This is a genomic window from Polaromonas hydrogenivorans, from assembly GCF_040105105.1.
Taxonomy (GTDB): domain Bacteria; phylum Pseudomonadota; class Gammaproteobacteria; order Burkholderiales; family Burkholderiaceae_C; genus Polaromonas; species Polaromonas hydrogenivorans.
Genome location: NZ_CP157675.1, coordinates 712,839 through 735,605, shown reverse-complemented (window position 1 = coordinate 735,605; position 22,767 = coordinate 712,839). Strand labels below are relative to the sequence as shown.

21 protein-coding genes are annotated in these 22,767 nt (G+C 63.4%); 11 read left to right on the top strand and 10 right to left on the bottom strand.

Annotated elements, in window-relative coordinates; translation table 11 throughout:
* Positions 1-4: 4 nt before the first annotated feature.
* Entirely contained in the window at positions 5-2,812 is a 2,808-nt protein-coding gene (locus tag ABLV49_RS03580; RefSeq protein WP_349280226.1) for a PAS domain S-box protein, read from the bottom strand.
* 327 nt (positions 2,813-3,139) lie between these two features.
* Between ABLV49_RS03580 and ABLV49_RS03575 the strand changes: the two genes are divergently transcribed.
* The 6 genes from ABLV49_RS03575 to ABLV49_RS03550 are packed head-to-tail and all read left to right on the top strand — an operon-like array spanning position 3,140 to position 8,046.
* Positions 3,140-3,472: a polyhydroxyalkanoic acid system family protein gene (locus ABLV49_RS03575; RefSeq protein WP_011802871.1), complete on the top strand. Its 333-nt coding sequence runs from the start codon at positions 3,140-3,142 to the stop codon at positions 3,470-3,472.
* Between the two features lie 18 nt (positions 3,473-3,490).
* Complete coding sequence (locus ABLV49_RS03570) at positions 3,491-4,426, top strand: LysR family transcriptional regulator (RefSeq protein ID WP_349280225.1); 936 nt, start codon at positions 3,491-3,493, stop codon at positions 4,424-4,426.
* Positions 4,427-4,459: 33 nt separating this feature from the next.
* Positions 4,460-5,695: a CaiB/BaiF CoA transferase family protein gene (locus tag ABLV49_RS03565; protein WP_349280224.1), complete on the top strand. Its 1,236-nt coding sequence runs from the start codon at positions 4,460-4,462 to the stop codon at positions 5,693-5,695.
* Positions 5,692-6,639 carry a hydroxymethylglutaryl-CoA lyase gene (locus ABLV49_RS03560; RefSeq protein WP_349280223.1) on the top strand — a complete coding sequence of 316 codons (948 nt, stop codon included), beginning with the start codon at positions 5,692-5,694 and terminating at the stop codon, positions 6,637-6,639. Before ABLV49_RS03565 ends, ABLV49_RS03560 begins: the two co-directional genes overlap by 4 nt.
* The gene (locus ABLV49_RS03555; RefSeq protein ID WP_349280222.1) at positions 6,636-7,028 is read left to right on the top strand and encodes a VOC family protein; all 393 of its coding nucleotides are present in this window, start codon (positions 6,636-6,638) and stop codon (positions 7,026-7,028) included. The genes ABLV49_RS03560 and ABLV49_RS03555 overlap by 4 nt, the downstream gene beginning before the upstream one ends.
* 43 nt (positions 7,029-7,071) lie before the next feature.
* Positions 7,072-8,046 carry a Bug family tripartite tricarboxylate transporter substrate binding protein gene (locus ABLV49_RS03550; protein WP_349280221.1) on the top strand — a complete coding sequence of 325 codons (975 nt, stop codon included), beginning with the start codon at positions 7,072-7,074 and terminating at the stop codon, positions 8,044-8,046.
* An 88-nt stretch (positions 8,047-8,134) separates the two neighbouring features.
* On the opposite strand, the gene ABLV49_RS03545 is transcribed toward ABLV49_RS03550, so the two are convergent.
* The 3 genes from ABLV49_RS03545 to ABLV49_RS03535 all read right to left on the bottom strand — a co-directional run bounded on the left by ABLV49_RS03545 (position 8,135) and on the right by ABLV49_RS03535 (position 9,999).
* Positions 8,135-8,389 carry an acyl-CoA-binding protein gene (locus ABLV49_RS03545; RefSeq protein WP_349280220.1) on the bottom strand — a complete coding sequence of 85 codons (255 nt, stop codon included), beginning with the start codon at positions 8,387-8,389 and terminating at the stop codon, positions 8,135-8,137.
* A gap of 80 nt (positions 8,390-8,469) precedes the next feature.
* Entirely contained in the window at positions 8,470-9,237 is a 768-nt protein-coding gene (locus tag ABLV49_RS03540; RefSeq protein WP_349280219.1) for a type III pantothenate kinase, read from the bottom strand.
* Between the two features lie 93 nt (positions 9,238-9,330).
* Positions 9,331-9,999, bottom strand: a complete 669-nt coding sequence (locus tag ABLV49_RS03535) for a helix-turn-helix transcriptional regulator (protein WP_349280218.1) — start codon at positions 9,997-9,999, stop codon at positions 9,331-9,333.
* A gap of 53 nt (positions 10,000-10,052) precedes the next feature.
* On the opposite strand from ABLV49_RS03535, the gene ABLV49_RS03530 reads away from it, so the two are divergent.
* Complete coding sequence (locus tag ABLV49_RS03530) at positions 10,053-11,363, top strand: sensor histidine kinase (protein WP_349280217.1); 1,311 nt, start codon at positions 10,053-10,055, stop codon at positions 11,361-11,363.
* 48 nt (positions 11,364-11,411) lie between these two features.
* The gene (locus tag ABLV49_RS03525) at positions 11,412-12,401 is read left to right on the top strand and encodes a response regulator (RefSeq protein ID WP_349280216.1); all 990 of its coding nucleotides are present in this window, start codon (positions 11,412-11,414) and stop codon (positions 12,399-12,401) included.
* Between the two features lie 2 nt (positions 12,402-12,403).
* Here the strand turns inward: ABLV49_RS03525 and cqsA are convergent, their stop codons facing one another.
* Both cqsA and ABLV49_RS03515 read right to left on the bottom strand, forming a co-directional pair.
* Entirely contained in the window at positions 12,404-13,651 is a 1,248-nt protein-coding gene (gene cqsA, locus ABLV49_RS03520) for an alpha-hydroxyketone-type quorum-sensing autoinducer synthase (protein WP_349280215.1), read from the bottom strand.
* 148 nt (positions 13,652-13,799) lie between these two features.
* The gene (locus tag ABLV49_RS03515; protein ID WP_349280214.1) at positions 13,800-14,240 is read right to left on the bottom strand and encodes a rhodanese-like domain-containing protein; all 441 of its coding nucleotides are present in this window, start codon (positions 14,238-14,240) and stop codon (positions 13,800-13,802) included.
* 191 nt (positions 14,241-14,431) lie between these two features.
* Between ABLV49_RS03515 and ABLV49_RS03510 the strand changes: the two genes are divergently transcribed.
* The gene (locus ABLV49_RS03510; RefSeq protein WP_349280213.1) at positions 14,432-15,343 is read left to right on the top strand and encodes a PPK2 family polyphosphate kinase; all 912 of its coding nucleotides are present in this window, start codon (positions 14,432-14,434) and stop codon (positions 15,341-15,343) included.
* A 125-nt stretch (positions 15,344-15,468) separates the two neighbouring features.
* Here the strand turns inward: ABLV49_RS03510 and ABLV49_RS03505 are convergent, their stop codons facing one another.
* The 4 genes from ABLV49_RS03505 to ABLV49_RS03490 all read right to left on the bottom strand — a co-directional run bounded on the left by ABLV49_RS03505 (position 15,469) and on the right by ABLV49_RS03490 (position 20,306).
* On the bottom strand, positions 15,469-16,191 hold the full coding sequence (locus tag ABLV49_RS03505; RefSeq protein ID WP_011802886.1) for an ABC transporter ATP-binding protein: 723 nt from the start codon (positions 16,189-16,191) through the stop codon (positions 15,469-15,471).
* Between the two features lie 15 nt (positions 16,192-16,206).
* Complete coding sequence (locus ABLV49_RS03500; RefSeq protein WP_349280212.1) at positions 16,207-18,138, bottom strand: branched-chain amino acid ABC transporter ATP-binding protein/permease; 1,932 nt, start codon at positions 18,136-18,138, stop codon at positions 16,207-16,209.
* A 2-nt stretch (positions 18,139-18,140) separates the two neighbouring features.
* Positions 18,141-19,016 carry a branched-chain amino acid ABC transporter permease gene (locus ABLV49_RS03495; protein WP_011802888.1) on the bottom strand — a complete coding sequence of 292 codons (876 nt, stop codon included), beginning with the start codon at positions 19,014-19,016 and terminating at the stop codon, positions 18,141-18,143.
* A gap of 87 nt (positions 19,017-19,103) precedes the next feature.
* Entirely contained in the window at positions 19,104-20,306 is a 1,203-nt protein-coding gene (locus ABLV49_RS03490) for an ABC transporter substrate-binding protein (protein ID WP_349280211.1), read from the bottom strand.
* Between the two features lie 296 nt (positions 20,307-20,602).
* On the opposite strand from ABLV49_RS03490, the gene ABLV49_RS03485 reads away from it, so the two are divergent.
* On the top strand, positions 20,603-22,036 hold the full coding sequence (locus tag ABLV49_RS03485) for a cache domain-containing protein (protein WP_349280210.1): 1,434 nt from the start codon (positions 20,603-20,605) through the stop codon (positions 22,034-22,036).
* Positions 22,002-22,676, top strand: coding sequence for a response regulator transcription factor (locus ABLV49_RS03480; protein ID WP_349280209.1), 675 nt, complete (start codon positions 22,002-22,004; stop codon positions 22,674-22,676). The genes ABLV49_RS03485 and ABLV49_RS03480 overlap by 35 nt, the downstream gene beginning before the upstream one ends.
* Positions 22,677-22,767 lie beyond the last annotated feature (91 nt).

Here is a 22,767-nt window from a genome sequence, read left to right as displayed (position 1 = left end):
GCGCCTAGCCGTGAAGCGTGAAGAAAAAAGTCGCGCCAAGCCCGGGCGCGGCCTCTGCCCACAGCTTGCCGCCGTGCCGGTTGATCACGCGGCCGACGGTTGCCAGCCCGATGCCCGTTCCCGCAAACTCCGCAGCCGCGTGCAAGCGCTCGAACGGAAGAAACAGCTTTTCGGCATGCGCCATGTCGAATCCGGCCCCGTTGTCACGCACGAAAAATACCGGCAACCCCGCGGCATCGACTTGCTGGCCGACGCTGATCGTGGCCTGTGGCTGGTGCGCGCTGAACTTCCAGGCATTGCCCAGCAGGTTTTCCATCACCACCCTGAGCAGCGGCTTGTCTCCGTAGGCTTGCAGCTCATTTTCAATCTGCACATTCACCTCGCGCTCGGGCTGGCGGGCTCGCCACGCGTCCAGAATGCCGAGGGCCATTTCCGACAAATCGACCGGCTCGTTGCGCACCTGCGTGCGCGCCACCTGCGCGAGTGACAACAGGTCTTCAATCAACTGGCCCATTTGCGCCACGCCTTGCTGGATGCGGCTCACGTAGTGCCGCATCTTGTCGTTTCCATCGCCCGCCAGCTGCTTGGCCAGCAGGCTGCCAAAGCCATTGATGGTGCTGAGCGGCGCGCGCAGATCGTGCGACACCGAATAGGAAAAGGCTTCAAGCTCCTGGTTCGACAGGCGCAAGGCGGCCTCGATATGCTTGATCTCGGTCACATCCGCATCAATGCCGACCCAGAAGGCCGCCACGCCCTGTTCGTCGCGTACGGGCGAGGCCCGGTAGGCCATGGTGTGGACGCTGCCATCCTTGCACAAGAGGCGCCGAAGACCGGAGAAAGAATGCTGGTTGGCCTGGGCAAGCTGCCAGTTGGCCTTGGTGTCGGGCAAGTCATCAGGATGAACGGCGCCAAACCACTGCTTGCCGCTCCAGTCCCGCAGGCTGCCGCCGACCAGGTCAAACCAGGCCTGGTTGAAATAGGTCGCGTCGCCGTTCGGGTCCAAGGTCCAGATGACTTGCGGCGCCTGCTCGGCCAGTGCGCGGAACAAGGCCTCCTGGCGCGCCAGCGCCAGCGTGCGCTCGGCCACTTTTTTCTCCAGCCCGGTATTGAGCTGGCTGACCTCCTGCAGCAAGCGGACGTTGACGATGGCAATCGACGCCAGCTGTGCCAGCTCGGTCGCGACATACTCGTCCTGCTGGATGAATTCACCCTCGTATTTGTCCGACAGCTGCAGCAGCCCGATAGGCTGGCCATCGCGTCCAGTCAGCGGCACCGCCAGCCAGCCATTGAGCATGCGTTCCCGGTCGGCATGGCTGCCCACGCGGCACCAGTCCGCATGCTCCTGCAGTTCGGTTTGCGCCATGCGCACCGGGCGCGTGCCGTGGCAGCCTCTTGCGTAGATCCCAAAGCCGTGGGTCAAGAGCGGCTGGTCGCGGTACTGCGCATACTCGCCGGACAGCGACAGCGCATGAGCGCCCGGCCCGCCGCTGCGTTCAGCGGCCAGGCTGACCACCGCCTGATGCGCACCGATCACACCGCGCGCCTGCTCCGCCAATTCCTGCATCATGCCGTCCAGCGTCAGGTGCCAGGTGATGGCCTGGGCCGCATCGGCGGCGCGCTGCAAGGTGAACAAATGGTCCTGCACCTCTTTTTCAGCCTTGACCTGGGCGCTCATGTCCAGCGCCACCATGAAAATGGCCTCCTGGCCGGCGTACTGAATCGGCCGGACCACGATATCGGCATTGAAAAGCGAGCCGTCCTTGCGGCGATGCCGGCACGATCCCTGTCGCTTCTGCGCGGCGTCAGACAGGTAATAGGGCAAACGGCTGCATTCGGCGTCGGCATGAATGTCCGGCAGCGTCATCGCCAGGAACTCGCCGGCCGAATGGCCATAGCCCTCGATGGCGGCCTGGTTGACCGTCAGGAATTTGCGGCTCGCGCGGTCAACCACCCACATGGGCACCGGCGCCGACGCAAACAGGGCCGCATAGCGCTGCTCGCTGTCCACCAGGGCCTGCTCGGCCCGCTTGCGCTCGGTGATGTCGCGCTGCACCGACACCCAGTGGGTGAACCAGCCTTTGGCATCGGCAATCGGCACGATGTCGATTTCGACCCAGAACGCCTGTCCGCTGCGGGTGTAGTTGATCAGTTCGGCCCGCACCGGCTGCCACGCCTTCAGGGCGGCCGCGATCCGGTCAAGCTCTGGCCGCTGCGTCAGCGAGCCCTGCAACAAGCGCGGAGACCGGCCGATCACCTCTTCGCGGCTGTAGCCGGTGTGGCGCTCGAACGCGGCGTTGACAAAAACGATTCTGGGTCCGGGCTCACCCACGGGTTCGGCTTCGGTGATGACCACCATGTCGTTCAGATGGGAAATGCTGGTTTCAAGCAGCCTCAATTGCGCCTGCGATGCCTGCTGCCCGGTGATGTCCCGCACCATGGCGGTAAACAGCTTGCCCTCGGGCGTATCCACCTGCGAGATGGAAACGTCAATCGGAAACTCCTGCCCGTTGGCGCGCAGCCCGTAGATAAGAACGGTGGACGCCACCATGCTGCGTGCCGTCGCGCCCGTGGCGCCGAACTGCTCGAGATGCCGGGCATGGGCGTGGCGAAAGCGCCCGGGAATCAGCTTGTCGAGCGGCTGCTGCATGACCTCCTGCCGGCTCCAGCCGAACATTTTTTCGGCCGCGTGGTTGAACAGCACGATGTTGTGCCGCGGGTCCACCGTGATGATGGCATCCATGGCGGACTCCAGCACCCCAGCCAGAAGCGAGGCGGTGATGGACGCCTGCATGGGTTTGTCTTCAGGCGTCATGGCAAGGCGTCGAGGTTGGGTTTGCATCACCCATTGCCGCCAGGAGATTGACGGCGGGCTGACGGGATGCGCGGAGGTGTTGATTCATTGAAGCCAGGGAATTATTTTTGCAAAACAAGTTACTAAAACTATGATTTTTTACAAATTTACCGATTTTTAACTTTTAAGCAAGCTGTTTTTCACATGCCGCGCCATGGCCAGCAATGGAGAATTTGTGCATGCCACAGGCAGCGCCAGGGTTTTATGATGCTGTCAAACGGCTCGCCTCCCCAACCCCGGAACGGGCGGAACGCCGCCTTGAAACCTCAACAACCCGGAAACATCTCAATGGCTGACATCCACCTTGAACGCGAACATGCCCTGGGACTGCAGGAGGCACGCAGGATCGCCGTCCAATGGGCCGAACAGGTCGAAGTGGAATTCGGCATGGAATGCACCTACGAGAAAGGCCATGCCGGCGACCTCGTCAGCTTCAGCCGCAGCGGCGTTCACGGCACCCTGGCCGTGACGAAAAACAATTTCGAGATCGACGCCAGGCTTGGCTTTCTGGCGGGCGCTTTCAAGGACCGGATAGAAGCCGAGATTGTCAAACACCTCGATGCCCTGATCACGGCGCGCCCTGCAGCCCGCAAGGCTGCGGCCCCCAATAAAACCGCCTGATTTTGTCTGGTCGGCCCCGTGAGCTACAACCTTGCCCGGTTTGACCTGGTATCGATTCGCCTGGCCGTGGCCTGCGCGCAGACCGGCAGCCTGACGGCCGCCGCGCGGGACTCGCACCTGGCGCTGGGCGCGGCCAGCCGGCGCATCCGCGAGCTGGAAGCTGCGCTGGGCGACGCCCTGTTTGAACGCCATGCGCGCGGCCTGCTGCCAACCGCCGCCGGGCGCGTCTTCGTCAAGCACGGATTGACGCTGCTGCAAACCATGGAGCAGCTGGGCACCGAGTTGGCCGACCTGCGCCGGGGCACCGTGCGCCACATCCACCTGTGCGCCAGCAGCGCGGCCATCAGCCAGTTCCTGCCGCCCTTGCTGGCGCGCTATGGCCAGCTGCACCCGCAGGTGCATATCGACGTGGAAGAGCAGGTGTCCGACGCCGTGGCCGCCACGCTGCGTGAGAGGCGGACCGATGTCGCCGTGTTTGTCGAGGGACCGGACACCAGCGGGCTGGACACGCGGCTGTTTCGCCATGACGAACTGGTGCTGGTCCTGCCCGCCGGGCACCGGCTGGCCGCCCAGAAGACGCCGCTGGCCTTTGCCGATGCACTGGACGAGGAATGGATCAGCCTGACGGCCGGCGCGGCGATGCTGCAACAGCAGCAGCAGTCGGCGCTGGCCGCCCACCGGCCTTTCAAGCTGCGCATGCAGGTGCGCAGCTTTGATGCCGTCTGCCACATGGTGGCCTCGGGCCTGGGCATTGCCATCTTGCCCAAGGCGGCCTGCCTGCCCATCGTCAAGGCCATGAAAATCAGCTGGCGCCCGCTGGCCGATCCGTGGGCGCAACGCCGCCTGCTGGTGGCCTGCGCGCTGGGCCAGCTTGACGCGGGCATTTTGTCGCTGGTGGATTTTCTGGTCGAGCCTTCGCAAAATGCGAACGCACGCCCGGCCAAACAGCAATAGACGGCGCGCCCCTGCGGCGGCACACTGGCCGCCATGCACACCGAAGCCCCCTCAACCCCCTCCCCCGTCCAGGGTCCGCTGGCCGGCCTCAAAGTCCTGGAACTCGGCCAGCTGATCGCCGGCCCGTTCGCCGCCAAGACGCTGGCCGACTTTGGCGCCGACATCATCAAGATCGAGCCCCCCGGCGCCGGCGACCCGCTGCGCAAGTGGCGGCTGCTCAAGGACGGCACCTCGGTCTGGTGGCAGGTGCAGTCGCGCAACAAGCGCTCGGTCGCGCTGGATTTGAAAAACCCGCAAGCCCAGGCCATCGTGCGGCAGCTCGCCAGCGACGCCGACGTGCTGATCGAGAACTTCCGCCCCGGCGCCATGGAAGGCTGGGGCCTCGGGCCGGACGAGCTGCTCAAGCTCAACCCGCGCCTCATCATGCTGCGCATCAGCGGCTACGGCCAGACCGGCCCCTACCGCGACAAGCCGGGATTCGGCGTGGTGGCCGAGGCCATGAGCGGCCTGCGCCACCTGACCGCCGAGCCCGGCCGCGTGCCGGTGCGCGTCGGCGTGAGCATCGGCGACACGCTGGCCGCGCTGCACGGCGTGATCGGCATCCTGCTGGCGCTGCAGGAGCGCCAGCGCTCGGGCCAGGGCCAGGTGATCGACGTGGCGCTGTACGAGGCGGTGTTCAACTGCATGGAAAGCCTGCTGCCCGAATACAGCGCGTTCGGCGCCGTTCGCGGCCCAGCCGGCAGCGCCCTGCCCGGTATCGCGCCCAGCAATGCCTACCGCTGCAGGGACGAGGGCTATGCGCTCATTGCGGGGAACGGCGACAGCATCTTCAAGCGGCTGATGGCCACGATAGGCCGGCCGGAAATGGGTGCCGACCCGGAACTGGCCGATAACGCCGGCCGCGTGGCCCATGTGGACAGGATTGACGAAGCCATCGGCCAGTGGGCCGCGCAGCGCACCGTGGACGAGGTGCTGGCGGCGCTGGACCAGGTGGCCGTGCCGGCGGGCCGCATCTACACCGTGGCCGACATCGCCGCCGACCCGCATTACCGGGCGCGCGACATGCTGGACGAGGTGCAAATGGACGACGGCAGCCTGCTGGCGGTGCCGGGCATCGTTCCCAAGCTGTCGCGCACGCCGGGCAGCCACCGCCGCAACGCGCCACAGATCGGCCAGGACACCGACGCCGTGCTGCGCGAGATGGGCCTGTCGCCCGAACAGATCAGCACGCTGAAAGACCAGGGCATTGTTGCCGGAGGAACCCCATGACTGCTAAAAAACGCATTTATTTCAACGAAGTCGCCACCCGCGACGGCTTCCAGATCGAACCGGGCTTCATCCCCACCGACGACAAGGTCGCGCTGGTCGATGCGCTCAGCGCCTGCGGCTACGCCAAGATCGAGGTCACGTCGTTCACCTCGCCCAGGGCGATTCCGATGCTGCGCGACGCCGAGGAGGTGATGGGCCGGATTCGCCGCGCGCCCGGCGTCGAGTACACGGTGCTGGTGCCCAACCTGCGCGGCGCCGAGCGCGCGTTAGAGGCGGGCGCCGACGAACTGAACCTGGTGATGTCGGTGTCCGAGACGCACAACCTGGCCAACCTGCGCATGCCGCGCGAGAAAAGCTTTGCCGCGCTGCTGGACGTGATTCGCCATGTCGATGGCAAAACGCCCATCAATGTGTCGCTGTCGTGCTGCTTTGGCTGCCCGATGGAAGGCGCAGTCGTGCCGGACGAAGTGCTGCGCTGGGGCGAGCGCTTCGCCGTCCTGGGCGTGCGCGGCTTGAGCATTTGCGACACCACCGGCATGGCGCATCCGGCGCAGGTCAGCCGCATGGCCGAAGCGCTTCAGCAGCGGTTTGACAAACTGCAGCTGACGCTGCACTTTCACAACACGCGCGGCATGGGCCTGGCCAATGTGCTGGCGGCGGTGCAGTCCGGCATAACCCGCTTCGACGGCTCGCTGGGCGGCCTGGGCGGCTGCCCGTATGCGCCGGGCGCCAGCGGCAACGTGACCAGCGAGGACGCGATCCACATGCTCGATGCGATGGGCTACGACACCGGCATCGACCTGTCGAAGCTGCTGGCGGTCGCCCGGCAGCTGCCCGGAATCGTCGGCCACGACGTGCCCGGCCAGGTCGCCAAGGCCGGCCGCATCATGGACCTGCATGCGCCGCCGGCCTATGTGGCCGAGCTGCGGGAGCAATTTGCATGATCGGCCACCTTGACCACCTGGTGCTGACCACCACCGACGAAGCGGCCTGCGTGGATTTCTACACCCGCGTGCTGGGCATGGCGCTTGAAACCTTTGTCGGCGGCACGCCGCCGGTGGCGCGCAAGGCGTTCAAATTCGGCACGCAAAAAATCAACCTGCATGTCAAGGGCCGCGAGTTTGAACCCAAGGCCCATTTGCCGGTGCCCGGTTCGCTGGACCTGTGCTTTCTGGCCAGTATTCCGCTGGCAGACGTGATGGCCCGGCTGGCGCAGGCGCGCTGGCCGGTGATCGAAGGCCCGGTCTTGCGGACCGGCGCGACGCAAAAAATCCGCTCGGTGTATGTGCGCGACCCGGACCTGAACCTGATCGAAATTTCCGAGCTGGCCTGAGCGCATTCCAACCATCAACAGTAGCCATAAACAGGAGACAACAATGACCCTTATTTCCCGCAGAACCCTGATCACGGCCGCCGGACTCGGCGCGGCCGCCTGGCTCAACCCGGTGCGTGCGCAACTCGCCGGCAAGCCCCTGACCCTGGTCGTTCCCGCAGCGGCCGGCGGCACCACCGACATTGCCGCGCGCATGCTGGCCGAGCCGCTGGGGAAAATTTTGCAGACCTCGGTGATCGTGGACAACCGGGGCGGCGGTAACGGCAACATCGCCGGCCAGATGGTGGCGCGCGGCCCGGCCGATGGCTCCAGCCTGCTGGTGCAGTACTCGGGCTACCAGTGCATCACGCCGCTGATCCAGCCGGTGCCGGGGTTTGACCCGGCCACCAGCCTCAAGCCCATCGCCCACCTGATCGACGCGCCGCAGCTGCTGGTGGTGCGCGCCAATTTTCCGGCCGACACCTTTGCAGAGTTCCTCAAGTATGTCAAGGCCAACCCGGGCAAGGTCAACTACGCCTCCAGCGGCAACGGCTCGCTGCAGCATGTGACGACCGAGCTGCTCAAGGATCTGACCCACACCTTCATGACCCATATCCCCTACCGGGGCACCGGCCCGGCGCTCAACGACCTGCTGGCCGGCACGGTGGACTTCACCATCACCACGCCGCCGCCGCTGCTGCCGCACGTGCGCGCCGGCAAGCTCAAGGCGCTGATGGTGACCGGCCGCGCGCGCCTGCCGGCGCTGCCGAATGTACCGACCGCCACGGAAGCCGGCGTGCCACTGGTGGCGTCCTCGTGGTTTGCGGTGTATGGGCCTGCCAGCCTGTCCAGCGACTTGCAAAATCGCCTGTCGCTGGCGATCAAACAGGTGGTGGAGTCGGACAACTTCAAAAAGCGCGCGGAAGACCAGGGCGCCAAGGCCGTGGTCATGAACAGCGCGGAGTTGGCCACGCTGGGCGCCAGCGAGCGCAAGATGTGGGAGCGCATCGTGAAGGTGGCCAATATCAAGGCCGACTGAAAGGGCGGGTGCGCAGGCCACTACCAAATTCATAGCTGAAAGTGCCCGCCCCACCTGCGCAAGAAGCCTTTTTTATTGCAAATTTTGCTCAGCCCAACTCGTTGATCAGGTCGATGTACTGCTGCATCGCGGCCTCCTGTGGCGTGCCCTTGAGCTTGCTCCAGGCGTCCCATTTGGCGCGCGCCACCATGTCGCCGAAGCCGGGCTTTTTGTCAAGGTTGTCGCCGGCGCTGCCCTGCTTGTAGAGGGCGTAGAGCCTCAAGAGCGTCGCGTTGTCGGGACGCTCGCTGAGGTTCTTGGAGTCGGCCACGGCCTTGTCGAAAACGGCTTTCAGGTCTGACATGGGAAATTCTCCGTTTTTATGGATGAAATTAGCTGCCTGCGCATGGAGCGCATGCGCTGGCAGCTATATTTTTAATAGCATCAAGCTTTAAACCGCCGCGCGGCGATCTCCAGCAGCCCGTCAAAGATCAGCGTTTCCACCAGTTCGACCTTGACCGACATGCTGGGCGCCATTTTCCAGGCCGCGCCGCCGGTCATGATGCATTCGGGCGCTTCGCCGCAATGACGCGTGATGTTGTCCACCATGCGCTGCACCGCGCCGGCAATCGCAAACGTGCCGCCGCTGGTCAGCGCGTCGCTGGTGTTGGTCGGAAAATCGCGCACGTCGCCGGTCGGCACATGCAGGCCGGCGGTGCCCGATTCGAGCGCGCGCAGCATGATGCCGTGGCCGGGCAGGATGATGCCGCCCAGGAATTTGCCCGAGGCATCGATGGCTTCGACCGTCACGGCCGTTCCCACCATCACCACCAGGCAGGGTTTGTGGATGCCGCGCGCCAGCAGCCGGTGGTAGCCGCCAATCATGGCCACCCAGCGGTCGGACCCGAGCCGCGCGGGATGGTCGTAGCCGTTGGTCAGGCCGGCTTCCTGCGGGCTGGAGTGGACCCAGCGCGGCGGCACGTCCCAGATTTCCATCTGTTCGGCCACCCGCCGCTTGATGGCGTCTCCGGCCACGACGCAGCCCAGGATCGCCGAGGGCTCGGGCATTCCGTGCCAGTCGTTTTCGGCCAGCCTGTCGATATTTTCCAGAAACACCGCGCCATGGGCCAGCAGCTTGGCGCCCACCACGGGGGCGTCGTACTGGGCCCATTTCAGGCGGGTGTTACCCACGTCAAGCGCTAGAAAAGTCATGGGGCTGAATTATGAACAGGTTTGCGGCACGCCCGGCGCCTGATGCAGGGGTGTTTTCCCGTAAATTCCCCTGCCCTGCCACAGCAGATCAGATCAAATCAGGCCAAACCAGCAGGCACGCTGGACGGCGGCCATTTTGTTGTCCACCTTGAGCTTGTTCATGGCATTGGCCAGGTGAAAGTTGACGGTGCGCTCGCTGCACGCCAGCATATCGCCGGTTTTGCGCGCCGTCATGCCCTGAAACGCCAGGTCCAGGCATTCGAGTTCGCGCGGGCTCAGCGGGTTTCTGGCCTGGGCCAGCGCCCGCTTCACCAAAGGCCAGATATTGAGCGCCGACCAGGCCAGCTGCGACGGCTCGGTGCGGTCAGGCCACTGGCGCGCGCTGAACAGATAGCATTCAAAAGCGCGGCCCACGGTCAGCGGAAAGGCAATCCGCACGACGCTTTGAAAGCCATGCGCCAGCCACAGCCTGCGCCAGCGGCCCAAATCGCCAAAAGCCGCCCTGGAAATATCCTGCCAGGCCACCAGGGGCGCATCGGAATCCCGCCAGGGCGCACCGAAGTCCTGGCTGGCGGCCAGGGCGTGCGCCGCTTCCAGCAGCCGTGGAGGATGCAGGGCCAGCACCAGCCGGCTTTCCTGGCCGGCAAAAGGATCGGGGCCCAGAACCACCAGGGCTTCGACCGAGAATTCGCCCAGGGCGGACAGCCATTCGCTCATGATGCCGTCCAGGCAGACGCTGTCAAAGTTAGCAGGTAGGTGCATGGGTAGTAATCAGGGAGAACGGGGACAATGGTTAAAAGGGTAAGTAAACGTGATTGATCCATACGCATGCTCTGGCTGAACATCCGATGCTGAAGATCGGCCATACCGCACGGTTTTTACAGCATGCGCCATGGCGCTGGACATTCGCGCCTCTGGAGCCGATTTTGCATGCGTCGCCGTGGCGCCTGCGGCTGCTGGGCCTGACAGCCATGCTGGGTCAGCCGTTGTTTGGCTGGATATGGTCGAGCTGGCTGGTGCAGCCGTATGAAAACCCATGGCTGCGTGGCCTGATGAGCGTGCTGGCCGGGCTGCTGCTGTTGCCTGCGATGAGCCGGGATTTGTCAAACCCGAAAACCCGGCTGCTGGTCACCCTTGTGATGTGGGTCGAGATTCCCTTTTTTTTCAGCTGGATGTACCTGTGCAACAGCGGCAGTGCTGCCTGGCTGGCGACGGTCTGCGCCATGATTGCGTTTTACTACCACCTGACCGACTGGCGCATCGCCACGGCCGGCATTTTCAGCGGAGTCCTGCTGGCGTGGGCGCTGTTTGTCTGGCTGATGCCCGATCAGTTGTACTGGAATGCCGTTGATGCGATGGTCATTCTCTTCAGCTGGAGCTGTGCGCTGTTGCTGGGCCTGTCATCGGCCAACCTGCGGCGCGACCAGCTGGTCCACACCCTGGCCACCATGGGCATCATGGCGCACGAGTTGCGCACGCCCCTGTCAACGGCCGCGCTGATCGGGGACGCCGTGCAGATGGAAGTGCAGCGCCTGCCAGCACATCCCCGAGCCGCGAAACTCGACCAGCTGAGCCAGCGCCTGCATGCGCTGGTGCGCACCATGAACCACCAGATCGACACCCAGATCGCCAATGCCAGGCTGCTGCAGCTGCCGCGCTATACCGAAGAGGTCTGCGCGGCCACCCTGGTCAATGATGTCACGTCAAGCTATCCCTACGCCTCCATCCGCCAGAAGGAGTGTGTCAGCGTGGTCATCCATGAAAATTTCAATTTTTGTGCGTCTTCCAGCCAGTTTTCCCAGGTGCTGGGCAACCTGATCAAGAACGCCTTGCATTCCCTGACCGCCGCTGACTCGCCCTGCCACCCCGGCGCGCTGCGCATCGAGGTGGATTGCGTGCAGGCCCGTGGCCGCATCGTCGTGTCGGATGACGGTCTGGGCATCGACCCGGCCTTGCTGCCGTATATCTTCAAACCCTTTTTCTCCAGCAACCGCAGCACCGGGCATGGGCTGGGCCTGGCTTTTTGCCAGCAGGTGGTGCGCAGCGCAGGCGGCATCATCAAGGTCAAGTCAAACTATGGCGCGGGGGCAGCTTTTACGATAATCCTGCCCATCGGGCCTTGCTGAGCACCAGCGATGAGTCATTTTCAATTTTCCTTGACCAAGGCTCCAGCCATGTCCTTTACCCTTTATCGCCGCCCCGGAGGTCTGGTTTTTCTCGATGATGACCGGGACTATCTTGAAATGCTGGGCGAAGTCATGCCGCCCGACTGGTTCGTGCGCCTGTTTTTGCGGCCCATCGCCTGCATCGAGCTGCTGCAGCAAGATTGCCAGCTCCGGGATGCAGACGCCTGGAGCCAGCAGCAAATCGTCAACCGCTGGCGTGAAGGCGCCTTGCTGATTCCGCAAATCCTGCAGTACTGGCGAGACGATGGCGCGGCCCGATTCGCGCTTGCGCAGGTCGCCGTGGTGGACTACGCCATGCCGGCCATGAGCGGGCTGCGGATGCTGGGCGAGTTGACGCAGTGGCCGGGTTCGCGCATTTTGCTCACCGGCCGCGCCGATGAGCAGCTTGCCGTGTCGGCCTTCAACCGGGGGCTGATCAACCAGTTCATCCCCAAGCAGTCCCCGGAGCTTCGCCTGCGCCTGACCGGCGCCATCCAGGAGCTGCGCCACCAGCCGGACAAGCGCCACCAACAGATCTGGTACGCCACCCTGTCACCTGGCCAGCATGCGCTGCTGGGCGACCCGCTGATTTGCGAAGCGCTGGAAAACCTCATGCGGCAGCAGGGCTGGACAGAGCATGTCGTCATCGGTGCGCCGTTTGGCGTGCTCGGGCTGGACGCCCGGGGCAAGGCCAGCTGGCTGCAGCTGGAGCCGGAGGAAAACCTGCAGGAACTGGCTGAAATAGCCCTGTCACAGGGCTGGAATGCACGCACCGTCGAGGACATCCGCAGCGGCGACAAGCTCATTGACCTGGAGCTGCAGTTGGCGCTGGGCGACAGCCATCAGCCCCAGCCGCGCGAGTCGCTGGTCATGCGCGGGGATGCCCGGCGTCTTTACACGGCCATTTTCCCCATCGGCGAGTCGTTCAGCCCGGGCCTGGCGACGAGTTACGAGCGGTTTTTGGCCAGCCATGGAGAAAGGAGCCTGCCCGAGGATTAGCCTCAGACCTGCTCGGTGCGGGCGCGTTTGGCAATCGGCCAGTCCCAGGGCTTGAGGACAGGCGCAAGCTCTTTCGCGGTCTGCTCGATCCGGTCCATCTCGGAGCCGGTCAGCCCGGCATTGAGCGTCAGTCGCACCATGGCCCGGTTGCGGCTGGTGGCGGGTGCGCAAAAAATGGCGCCGAAAATCTGGCGCTCTTCCAGATGGTCGCGCAGCACCATGGTGGCCGGCTCGGTGCCGGCTTCCAGCGCAATGATCTGCTGGCTGCCCTGATGGATGGGGTAGCCTATCTCCGACAGGCTGGCGCGCAGCCGGCGCGTGTTGGCATGCAGCCGCACCCGCTCGGCGTCGCTGCGCTTGACCACCTCCAGCGTGGCCGCCAGGCCGGCAATTTCGTGCGGCAGCAGGCAGGAGCTGAAAATGTTCGGGTAGCTGTTGTGCAGCACGTAGTAGCGCAGTTCGGCCGGAATGGTGAAAAACCCGGCCCGCCCGGCAAACGCCTTGGCCAGGCTGGCGGTGATGAAGTGCACCCGGTCCGTCAAGCCCAGTTCGGCGCACAGCCCCGCGCCCTGCGGGCCATGGGTGCCCAGCGAATGCGACTCATCGACCAGGATGGTGCAACCATGCTGCTCGACCACCTCGACCATCTCCCGCAGCGGGCACAGGGCGCCCGTGGTGCTGTACACCGAATCCACCACCACCACGCCGGGTCCGTGGCGGGCAATCATGCGCGAGAGGTGCGCGGGGTCGTTGTGGCGAAATGCATACGCTGGCGCACGCGCCGCACGCACGCCCTCCCATAAAGAGGTGTGGGCCAGGCTGTCAAGATAAACAGGGGTCTGTTCATCGGCAATCGCCTGCAGCAGCCCGACATTGGCCGAGTAGCCCGACTGGCAGACAAACCCGTCTTCCTTGCCGACCCAGGCCGCCAGGGAGGCTTCCAGCGTTCGGCACGGGTGCGCATCCAGCAGAAAAACACCCGACTGGATCACGCTTTCATTGCTGTGCTGCAGGCTGGCCATCTGCGCCCGGACGATGTCCGGATTGCCCGACAGACCCAGGTAATCATTGCCGTCGAGCCGGATGGACTCTGATCCGGGATTGCGCCCGTGCAGTATGGGTTTGCCGCCCCACTGGCTTTGCCAGTGGGCCATGAATTTCTGCTCAAACCGCTCGCGCAGGCGGGGCAGCAGAGGTGGGTTGCGGTGAATCCGGGGTTCGAGGCTGGGGTTGTGGTCGAGTACTTGCATGGGGCTGCTCCTTGGTTAAAGACAGCCCGATTGAAAACTTCCTTACAAATAGTCACGGGGTTTACCCTGTTAGAACTGACAGGGCCTGGCCTAAATGATCTCAATCACCTCCAAAAACGTGCTTGCCGTGTGGTAGTGCAATGCACTCTTATTTCTGCATCCAGGGCAGGCCCCGCAAACGCCAGCCGCCCAGACGGCCGCGCTGCGCCTGCCTGTCAGCATCGCCTTCAAAGCCTTCCAGGATGTTGTAGGCCTGCAGCCCCAGCTCGGCGGCCCGGCGGGCTGCGGCCACGGAGCGCACACCGCTGCGGCACAAAAACACCACTTTCTTGCCGTCGGGCACGGCCGCTTTCAGTTCCTCGTCAAAGCGGGTATTCAGCGCCATGCCCGGCCACTGCTTCCAGGCCAGTGCCACGGCACCCGGCACAAAGCCCACCCATTCACGCTCGGCATCGGTGCGCACATCGACCAGCACCGCATCGCCCGACTGCAGCCATTGCCAGGCCAGCGGCGGCACAATGTCGCCGGCATAGCCTGTTGCGGGCTGCACCTGCGGCCCGCAAGCATCGAAAGAGGGATCTGTTTTCATGGGGAACTCCTGTCATGGGTAAAGTGAAAGCCCGACTGCACCACCCCCGCTCAGGGCGCGGCGTCAAGCCTGAAAATAAGTGTATTGCCTCAAGCCTGCGCAGGCAGTCAACGGGGGAAATGCCGGCAATGCCTGCGCCGGCGTGCAAAATCAGGCCGACCTAACCACCTTAACCACCTCGCGGAGACCTGATGTCCTCAAAACCTGCCGATACCCCTTCCGCGCCGGATGCGCCCGCCAGCAAGGCCGAACGCAAGGCGCTGTCCGATCTGATCTCCCGGTGGCAGCCTCCCCTGGCAGAGCCCGGCGCGAACAACAAGAAAAGCAAGGCCTGCAGCCTGGACGATTTCGACCCTTCGGCCAAGCCGTTCTCGACCGGCGACAAGGAACGCGACAAGGAAGCGGTCGAAGCGCTGGCCATCGAGCTTGACACGCTGCAAAACCTGTTTTACGCCGACCGTCGCCACAAGCTGCTGGTCATTTTTCAGGGCACCGACACCTCGGGCAAGGACGGCACGCTGCGCGGCGTGTTCAGCCGCATGAGCCCGCTGGGCGTGCATACGGCGGCCTGGAAGGCGCCCAGCGAGGACGAACGCGCACGCGACTACCTGTGGCGCATCCATCAAAAAGTGCCGCCCGCCGGCGAGATCATGATCTTCAACCGCAGCCACTACGAAGACGTGCTGGTGCCGCCGGTCAACGGCTGGATCACGCCGGCGCAAACGGCGCAGCGCTACCAGCAGATCAATGACTTTGAACGCCTGCTCAGCGAGACCGGCACGGTGATCCTGAAGTTCATGCTGCACATCAGCTTCAAGGAGCAAGGCGAGCGGCTGCAGGAGCGCATCGACGACCCGACCAAACGCTGGAAGTTCAGCCTGGGCGACCTGGACGCGCGCAAGCAGTGGAAGCAGTACCAGCAGGCGTATGAAGACCTGCTCAACGCCACCAGCACGCCGTGGGCGCCCTGGACGGTGGTGCCGGCCGACTCCAAGACGCACCGCAACCTGATGATTGCCACGCTGGTGCGCCAGAGCTTGCAACAGCTTGACCTGCGCTACCCGCCCGATGACCCGGCGCTCAAGGGCCTCAAGGTCGCCTGAAAAACCGAAGGCTGGCAGGCGGTCCAGGCGCCGCCCGTCTGCCCTGATTTAAAGCATTTTCAGCCTTTTTCGCACTACCAGCATGCGCAAGTAGCTATTCTTTTAATAGCAAATTCTTCTGGCAATCAATGCCCGCCGCCCAGATAGGCCGCCCTGACCGCCGGGTCATCGCGCAGCTTGTCGGCCTCGCCATGCACCGAGATGCGGCCGTTTTCCAGCACGTAGCCGTAGTCGGCCACCTTCAGCGCGGCGGCGGCGAACTGCTCGACCAGCAGCATGGTGACGCCGCGCGACTTCAGGTCGGCAATGATGCGGAACACCTCTTCGACCAGAATCGGCGCCAGCCCCATCGACGGCTCGTCGAGCAGCACGATTTCGGGGTTCAGCATCACGGCGCGGGCCATGGCCAGCATCTGCTGCTCGCCGCCCGAGAGCGTGCCGGCCAGCTGCATGCGCCGCTCCTTCAGGCGCGGAAACAGCTCCATCGCGCGCTCCAGGTCGCCCTGCACGTCGCCCTTGGGGCGGCTGCCGGTCAGGCGCGGGAAGGCGCCCAGGATCAGGTTGTCAGTCACGCTCATGGTGGCGAACACGCGCCGGCCTTCGGGCGAATGCGCCAAGCCCTGCTTGGCGATGGTGTAGGACTCCAGGCCATCGATGCGCTTGCCGTGCAGGTTGATCTGGCCGGCGGTCGGCTTGATCATTCCCGAGATGGCGCGCATGGTGGTGGTCTTGCCAGCGCCGTTGGAGCCGATCAGCGTGACCACCTTGCCCTTGGGCACTTCCATCGAAATGCCGTGCAAAACCTGCACCTTGCCGTAACCGGCCTCTAAGTTCTTGATACTCAACATGGTCATCTCCTTCGCTTATGCCGCCGTGCCGCCGAGGTAGGCCTCGATGACCTTTTCATCCGCCTGCACGTCGGCAGGCTTGCCCTCGGCAATTTTCTGGCCGAAGTCGAGCACCGACACCGTGTCGCACATGCTCATCACCACGTCCATGTGGTGCTCGATCAGGATCACGGTGATGCCGTGGTCGCGGATCTTGCGGATGATGGTGACCAGCTCCTTGATATCGGGCGCGGTCAGGCCGGCAGCCGGTTCGTCGAGCAGCAGCAACTGCGGGTCCAGCGCCAGGGCGCGGGCAATTTCCAGCAGGCGCTGCTTGCCGTAGGGCAGGTTGCGCGCCTCCTCGGTGGCCAGGTCAGCCAGGCCGACAAAGCGCAGCAGGCCCAGGCCGCGCTGCGTGGCCGAGCTTTCCTCGCGCTTGTAGCGCGGCGTGTGCAGCGCCACATCGACGATATTGCTGTCAAACGTGTGGTGCAGCCCGACCTGCACGTTTTGCAGCGCCGTCATCTCGCCGAACAGCTGCACGTTCTGGAAGGTGCGCGCAATGCCCGACAGCGCGATGTCGGACGAGGTGCGCCCGACCACCGAGCGGCCGGCAAAGTCGATGCTGCCGGCGGTCGGCACGTAGATGCCGGTCAGCACGTTCATCATGGTGCTCTTGCCCGAGCCGTTCGGGCCGATCAGGCCGTGGATGGTGCCGCGCCGGATGCGCAGATCGACCTGGTTGATGGCCTTGAGGCCGCCGAACTGCATCAGTATGCCCTTGGCAATCAGCAGGTCGCTGCCCTTCTCGGCGGCACCGGCGGCCACCGAAATGGCGTCCTTGCCCGTGTCGGCACCCGCCATGCCGAAGCCGGCAGGCGCAGACCGGCGCACATGAAACAGGCTGCGCACAAAGCCCACGATGCCGTCCTGCAGGTAATACACGACGAACAGAATCATCAGGCCGAAGATGCTCAGCCGCCAGTCGGTGATCGACTCCAGCCAGAACGCAAAGCCGGCCAGCGCCATCGTGCCGACCACCGGAATCGCCATCGCCTTGGGCGTGGTGATTTTTTTGGCCACGCCGACGATGGCGCCCACCAGAATCAAGACGGCCAGCCCCGAGGCCACGATGCGAAACAGCTCCAGGTCGTCGAGCAGCTTGGGCAAAATCACGATGATGGCCGCGCCCAGCAAGGCGCCCGAGCGGGTCTTGCGCCCGCCCATGATGACGGCCAGCAAAAACAGCACCGTCAGCTCGAAGTTGTAGGTATTGGGCGAGATGTATTGCTCCGAATACGCATACAGGCAGCCGGCCAGTCCGGCAAAACCGGCGCTGATGACGAAGGCATAGACCTTGTAGCGGTACACCGACACGCCCATGCAGTCGGACGCCACCGGGCTGCCGCGCAGCGCCTCAAAAGCGCGGCCGAGCTGCGACTTCAGGATGCGGTCCACAACCACCAGCGACACCACCATGAGCGCAAACACCAGCCAGTAAAAGCCGTGTTCATCGAGCTTGTAGCCGGCAATCGAGGGCTTCGGTATCGTGATGCCGAGCGGGCCTTCGGTCAGGAAGTTCATCTCGTTGATCAAAATCTGGATGATGGTGCCGAAAGCCAGCGTCACCATCGCCAGGTAAGGGCCGGTCACGCGCAGCGCGGGCAAGGCCAGCAAGGCGCCAAAACCGGCCGTCACCGCAATGCTGGCCGGAATGATCAGCCACAGCGGCGCGCCCAGCTTGAGGAACAGCACGCCGGCGGTGTACGAGCCGACACCGAACAGCCCGGCATGGCCGAGCGACACCTGGCCGGTGTAGCCGACCACGATGTCCAGTCCGTACAGCAAGATGGCGTAAATCATGATCGTGCCGACCATGTGGATGTAGTACGAGTTGCTGGTGATGAGCGGCACGGCCGCCAGCAGGGCCAGCCCGATGATGGCGGCGACAAGGGTCTTGCGGTTCATTCTCAAACTTTCTTGATCGCGTTTTTACCGAACAGGCCGGCGGGCTTGAAGGCCAGCACCAGCAGCAGCAGGACCAGTCCAGGAACGTCCTTGTAGCCGGTGGACAGGTAAAAGCCGGTGGTGGTCTCGGCCACGCCCAGGATGATGCCGCCGACGATGATGCCCATGCCGCTGGTCAGCCCGCCAATGATGGCCACGGCAAAAGCCTTGAGGCCCAGCACCGAACCCATGGTCGCGCCGGTCAGCGTCAGCGGCGCGATCAGCGCGCCGGCAAACGCGGCGGTGGCCGACGACAGCGCGTACGAAAAGGTGATCACCAGCCCGGTGTTGATGCCCATCAGCTTGGCGGCATCGCGGTCGTTGAAGGTGGCGACCACGGCCTTGCCGTAGATAGTCTTGCGGTTGAAGAACTCGACCGCCAGCATCATGAGCACGGCGCCCGCCACCACCAGGATTTCCATCGGCAACACATTGGCGCCAAACACCTTGAGCGGCGACTCAGGCAACGGCGAAGGAAACTTCAGGTCGTCGCGGCCCCAGATGTTTTCGGCCACGTTCTTGAAAATGATGCCGAGCGCAATGGTGGACATGATCCAGCCGAATTCGCTCTTGATCTTGATCGCCGGGCGCACGCCGATGCGTTCCACCAGGCCGCCCTGCAGCAGGCCGAACACAATCACCAGCGGCAGCATCAGCCAGTAATTGACGCCCATGTTGACCAGCGTCAGCCCGACCATGGCGCCCAGCATCAGCGCGTCGCCCTGGCCGAAGTTCAGGGTGTCGGACGTCTGGAACGTGAGCTGGTAGCCGAAGGCAATGACGGCATAGATCATGCCCAGCGCGACACCGCTGTAAATGAGTTGGAGCAGGATTTCCATAAATTCAGTTCCGAAAAAGGGGGCTGCAAGCAATAAAAAAGCACCGCGTCGATTGGCGCGGTGCCTGGGGTTTAACAGTCGGTCAATTTACTTCTTGACGCGGATTTCAGAGGCTTTCTTCTGGTCGTCCGCGTAGGCATAGACCACGCGCTGGCCCTTGACTTCGCCGAACACCGGAATGTTGGCGGTGATGGCCTCGTGGTCCTTGGCGGTGAACGGCTTGTTGTAGGTCGTGATGACGCCTTCGACCGGGGTCTTCAGGTCTTCCAGGGCCGCCTTGATCTTGGGGCCGTCGGTCGAATTGGCCTGCTTGATGGCGGCGGCCAGCAGGTAGATGGAGTCGTAGCCCTGGGCCGCCGACACCGGCGAGTCGATGCGCTGGTTCTTCGGGTTGAAGGTTTTCAGGTAGTTGATGATGAAGGACTGGCGCTTGGGCGTGGTCGGCTCCTGGATGAAGGTTTGCGGCATGCGCGCGCCCTCCCCGCCCGGCCCGGCGTTGTCGATGTAGTTGGCCATGGACAAGGTCCAGCTGCCGACCATCGGCACTTTCCAGCCCAGCTTGGTCATGCCGTTGGCGATCTGCGCCAGCTCGGGGCCGATGCCGTAGGTCAGGATGACTTCGGCGCCGGCTTCCTTGGCCTTGAGCAGCTGGGCGGTCATGTCCACATCCTTGATGTTGAACTTCTCGGTGGCCACCGGGGTAATGCCCTTGGCCTTGAGCGCAGTTTCCAGGTCGGCCCGGCCGAGCTGGCCGTAGTTGGTGGAGTCGGCCAGGATGGCGACCTTCTTGAAGCCGCGCCGGGTCACGGCTTCCTCGACGATCATGGGCGCCTGGATGCTGTCGTGCGCGGAGTTGCGGAAGATGTAGTTTTCAGGCTGGTCCTTGAACTGGGCGGTGATCGCGCTGCCGGTGGCGACGTTGTTCATGACCGGAATCTTGGCTTCCTGGAAGAAGCGCTGCGACGCCAGCGCCACGCCGGTGTTGATGTAGCCGACGGTGGCGGTGACTTTTTCCTTGTTGATCAGCTCCTGGGCAATCTGCACGCCGCGCTCGTTCTTGGCTTCGTCATCGCGCTCGACGACCTGCAGCTTGCGCCCCAGCACGCCGCCGGACTTGTTGATTTCCTCGACCGCCAGCCTGACGCCGTCGCGCATGCTCACGCCCATCGACGACGAGCCGCCGGTGAAGGGGCCGGACACGCCGATCTTGATGGGGTCGGCGGCAACGGCCAGGCCGGACACGCTCAAAACTGCTGACACAAGCGCCAGTTTGGCAAAACGAAAAGTCATGTTGTCTCCGAGAGTGATAGGGGAATACAGGTGGAATACAGGTCGATGCAACGCTGCACACGCGCCGTGCTGCCGGGTGAATTATGAATTTTTCCAGTCACAACAAGTCTCTGTTTTCCCCTACGCATTACTACTGAAATCACTGCTGAATCACTGCTGAAATGACTGCTGAATGAAGACGCGCGATTTTTCGCCTTGACGGGTCGAGCCCATCAAAGGTATGGTTTGCAGACCCGAAAACCGCCGGGCGCAATTCGCGCCTGCAAGCCGTTTCGCCATCCCCGCACGAAAGACCCATGCAGCTACGGCTCAAGATATTTTTGCTGTCGATAGTTCCCATGAGCCTGGCCTTGGGGTCCGTCATCCTGACGGTGCGGCACCAGACCCTGAAACTGGCCAGGCAGGAGCGCGACCTGGTCGAGTCAACGTATCTGGCCAGCAGGGAAGCGGAGCTTCGCGCCTATGTCAAGCTGGCTCAAAGTTCAATCGCGCTGCTGGTGAAAGACGTTTCCACGCCTGGCCGTCAGGCCGAGGCGATGGCGATTCTGGCCCGGCTGGAATACGGCAAGGACGGGTATTTTTTCGTCTATGACATGGACGGAAACAACCTCATGCACCCCCGCCAGCCAGACCTGGTTGGCAAGAACCTCAGGAACCTGAAAGACCCGTTCGGTGACTCGCCCATCCAGAACCTGCTGGCGGCCACGCGCAATGGCGGCGGCATCGTCAGGTACTACTGGGAAAAACCGTCCTCCCATCAAGTGGCCTTCAAGCTGGGCTATGTGGAGCCGGTACTGCCCTGGGGCTGGATGCTGGGCACCGGCCTGTACCTTGACGACATTGAACAGGCCCTGAAAAGCATTGATGCGCAGGCGCAGCTCAACATCCGGGAAACCCAGGTTCGCATGTACGCCATCGCCATCGTTTCCATCATCCTGATCGGCCTGGCAGGCCTGGCGCTGAACATCAGCGACAACAAGGAGTCCAGCGCCAAGCTGCGCCACCTGGCGCAGCGCGTCGTGCATTCGCAGGAGGAGGAGCGGGTCAGGGTCGCCCGCGAGTTGCATGACGGCATCGTTCAGGTACTGGTTTCTTCCAAGTTTTTTCTGGAAACCGCACAGCTGCAACTGGAAAACCGGCTTGAGGGCCTGAAAGGTCCGATCCCGCCGGTGCAGATCATCAGCCCGTTAAAGCGCGGGCTCGAACGGCTCAATGAAGCCTTGCTAGAAGTGCGCCGCATCTCCCATGCCCTGCGCCCGGCCTTGCTCGATGATTTCGGTCTTGGGCCGGCCATCGAGATGCTGACCAATGAAGTCCGGGAGCAATGCAGTTTCAATGTCCGGTTTGCAACCAGCGGCGACCCGTGCGCCTTGCCGCTGAGCCAGAGCACGGCGCTGTTTCGCATCTCCCAGGAAACCCTGACGAATGCAAAACTCCATTCGGGCGCAGCCAATGTCCTGGTGGAACTCATCTACCATCGGCGCCATGTCAGCCTGTCGATCAGGGACGACGGCAAGGGCTTCGATGTCAGGCAGATACAGACCGACCACAAGAGCGGCATTGGCCTGCGCAACATGCGTGAGCGCATGGAAGGCCTGGGCGGCACGCTGAAGATTTATTCGGATGGCAATGGCACGCAAGTCCAGGCTTCATTGAAGACATCCCCCGAACACCTCGATTTGAAAAAGCAAGACTATGCAAGAGACGATTCGCCTCATCCTGGTGGATGACCACCCCTTCGTGCGCGACGGAGTCCGCATGAGGCTGGAAGCCACGGACGACATCCGGGTGGTCGGAGAAGCCGGCAGCGTTGACGAGGCCATGCAAATTGCCACTGATCTGGGCGATGAGCGCGCACCGCATATCGTGCTGACCGACATCAGCATGCGCGGGATGAGCGGAATTGAACTGGCCGCCCTGTTTCAGCATCACTTTCCGGGCATTGATGTGCTGGTTCTGTCAATGCACAACAACCTTGAATATGTCAAACGCGCCATCGAGTCAGGCGCCAAGGGCTATGTGCTCAAGGATGCGCCCGCCCAGGAACTGGTCAACGCGATTCGGGCCGTCCATGCCGGAGAGACCTTTTTCAGCCCCGAACTTCAGCAGTACACAGAAGGGTTCCGGGCGTCCAGCGGCGGGAACAGTCCGCTGACGCCGAAAGAATCGGCAACACTGGCCTGGCTGGCATGCGGCTATTCCAATAAGCAAATTGCCCGGGAGTTGAACATGTCAGTGCGCACGGTTGAAACCCACCGGCTCAATCTGCGGCGAAAACTGCGCATCACAGGACAGGCCGAACTGGTCAAGTACGCAATCGACCACATGCTGCCGTTAAAAAAGCTGCAAGCCACCCGCGACGAGGTGTGATTCCTGAAGCATTGCGGCGACCTGCCTGCCCTGAAATGCTTTCAACAGTTTGACAACTGCCCCGAAAAATAAAAATTACGCTGTAATTTTG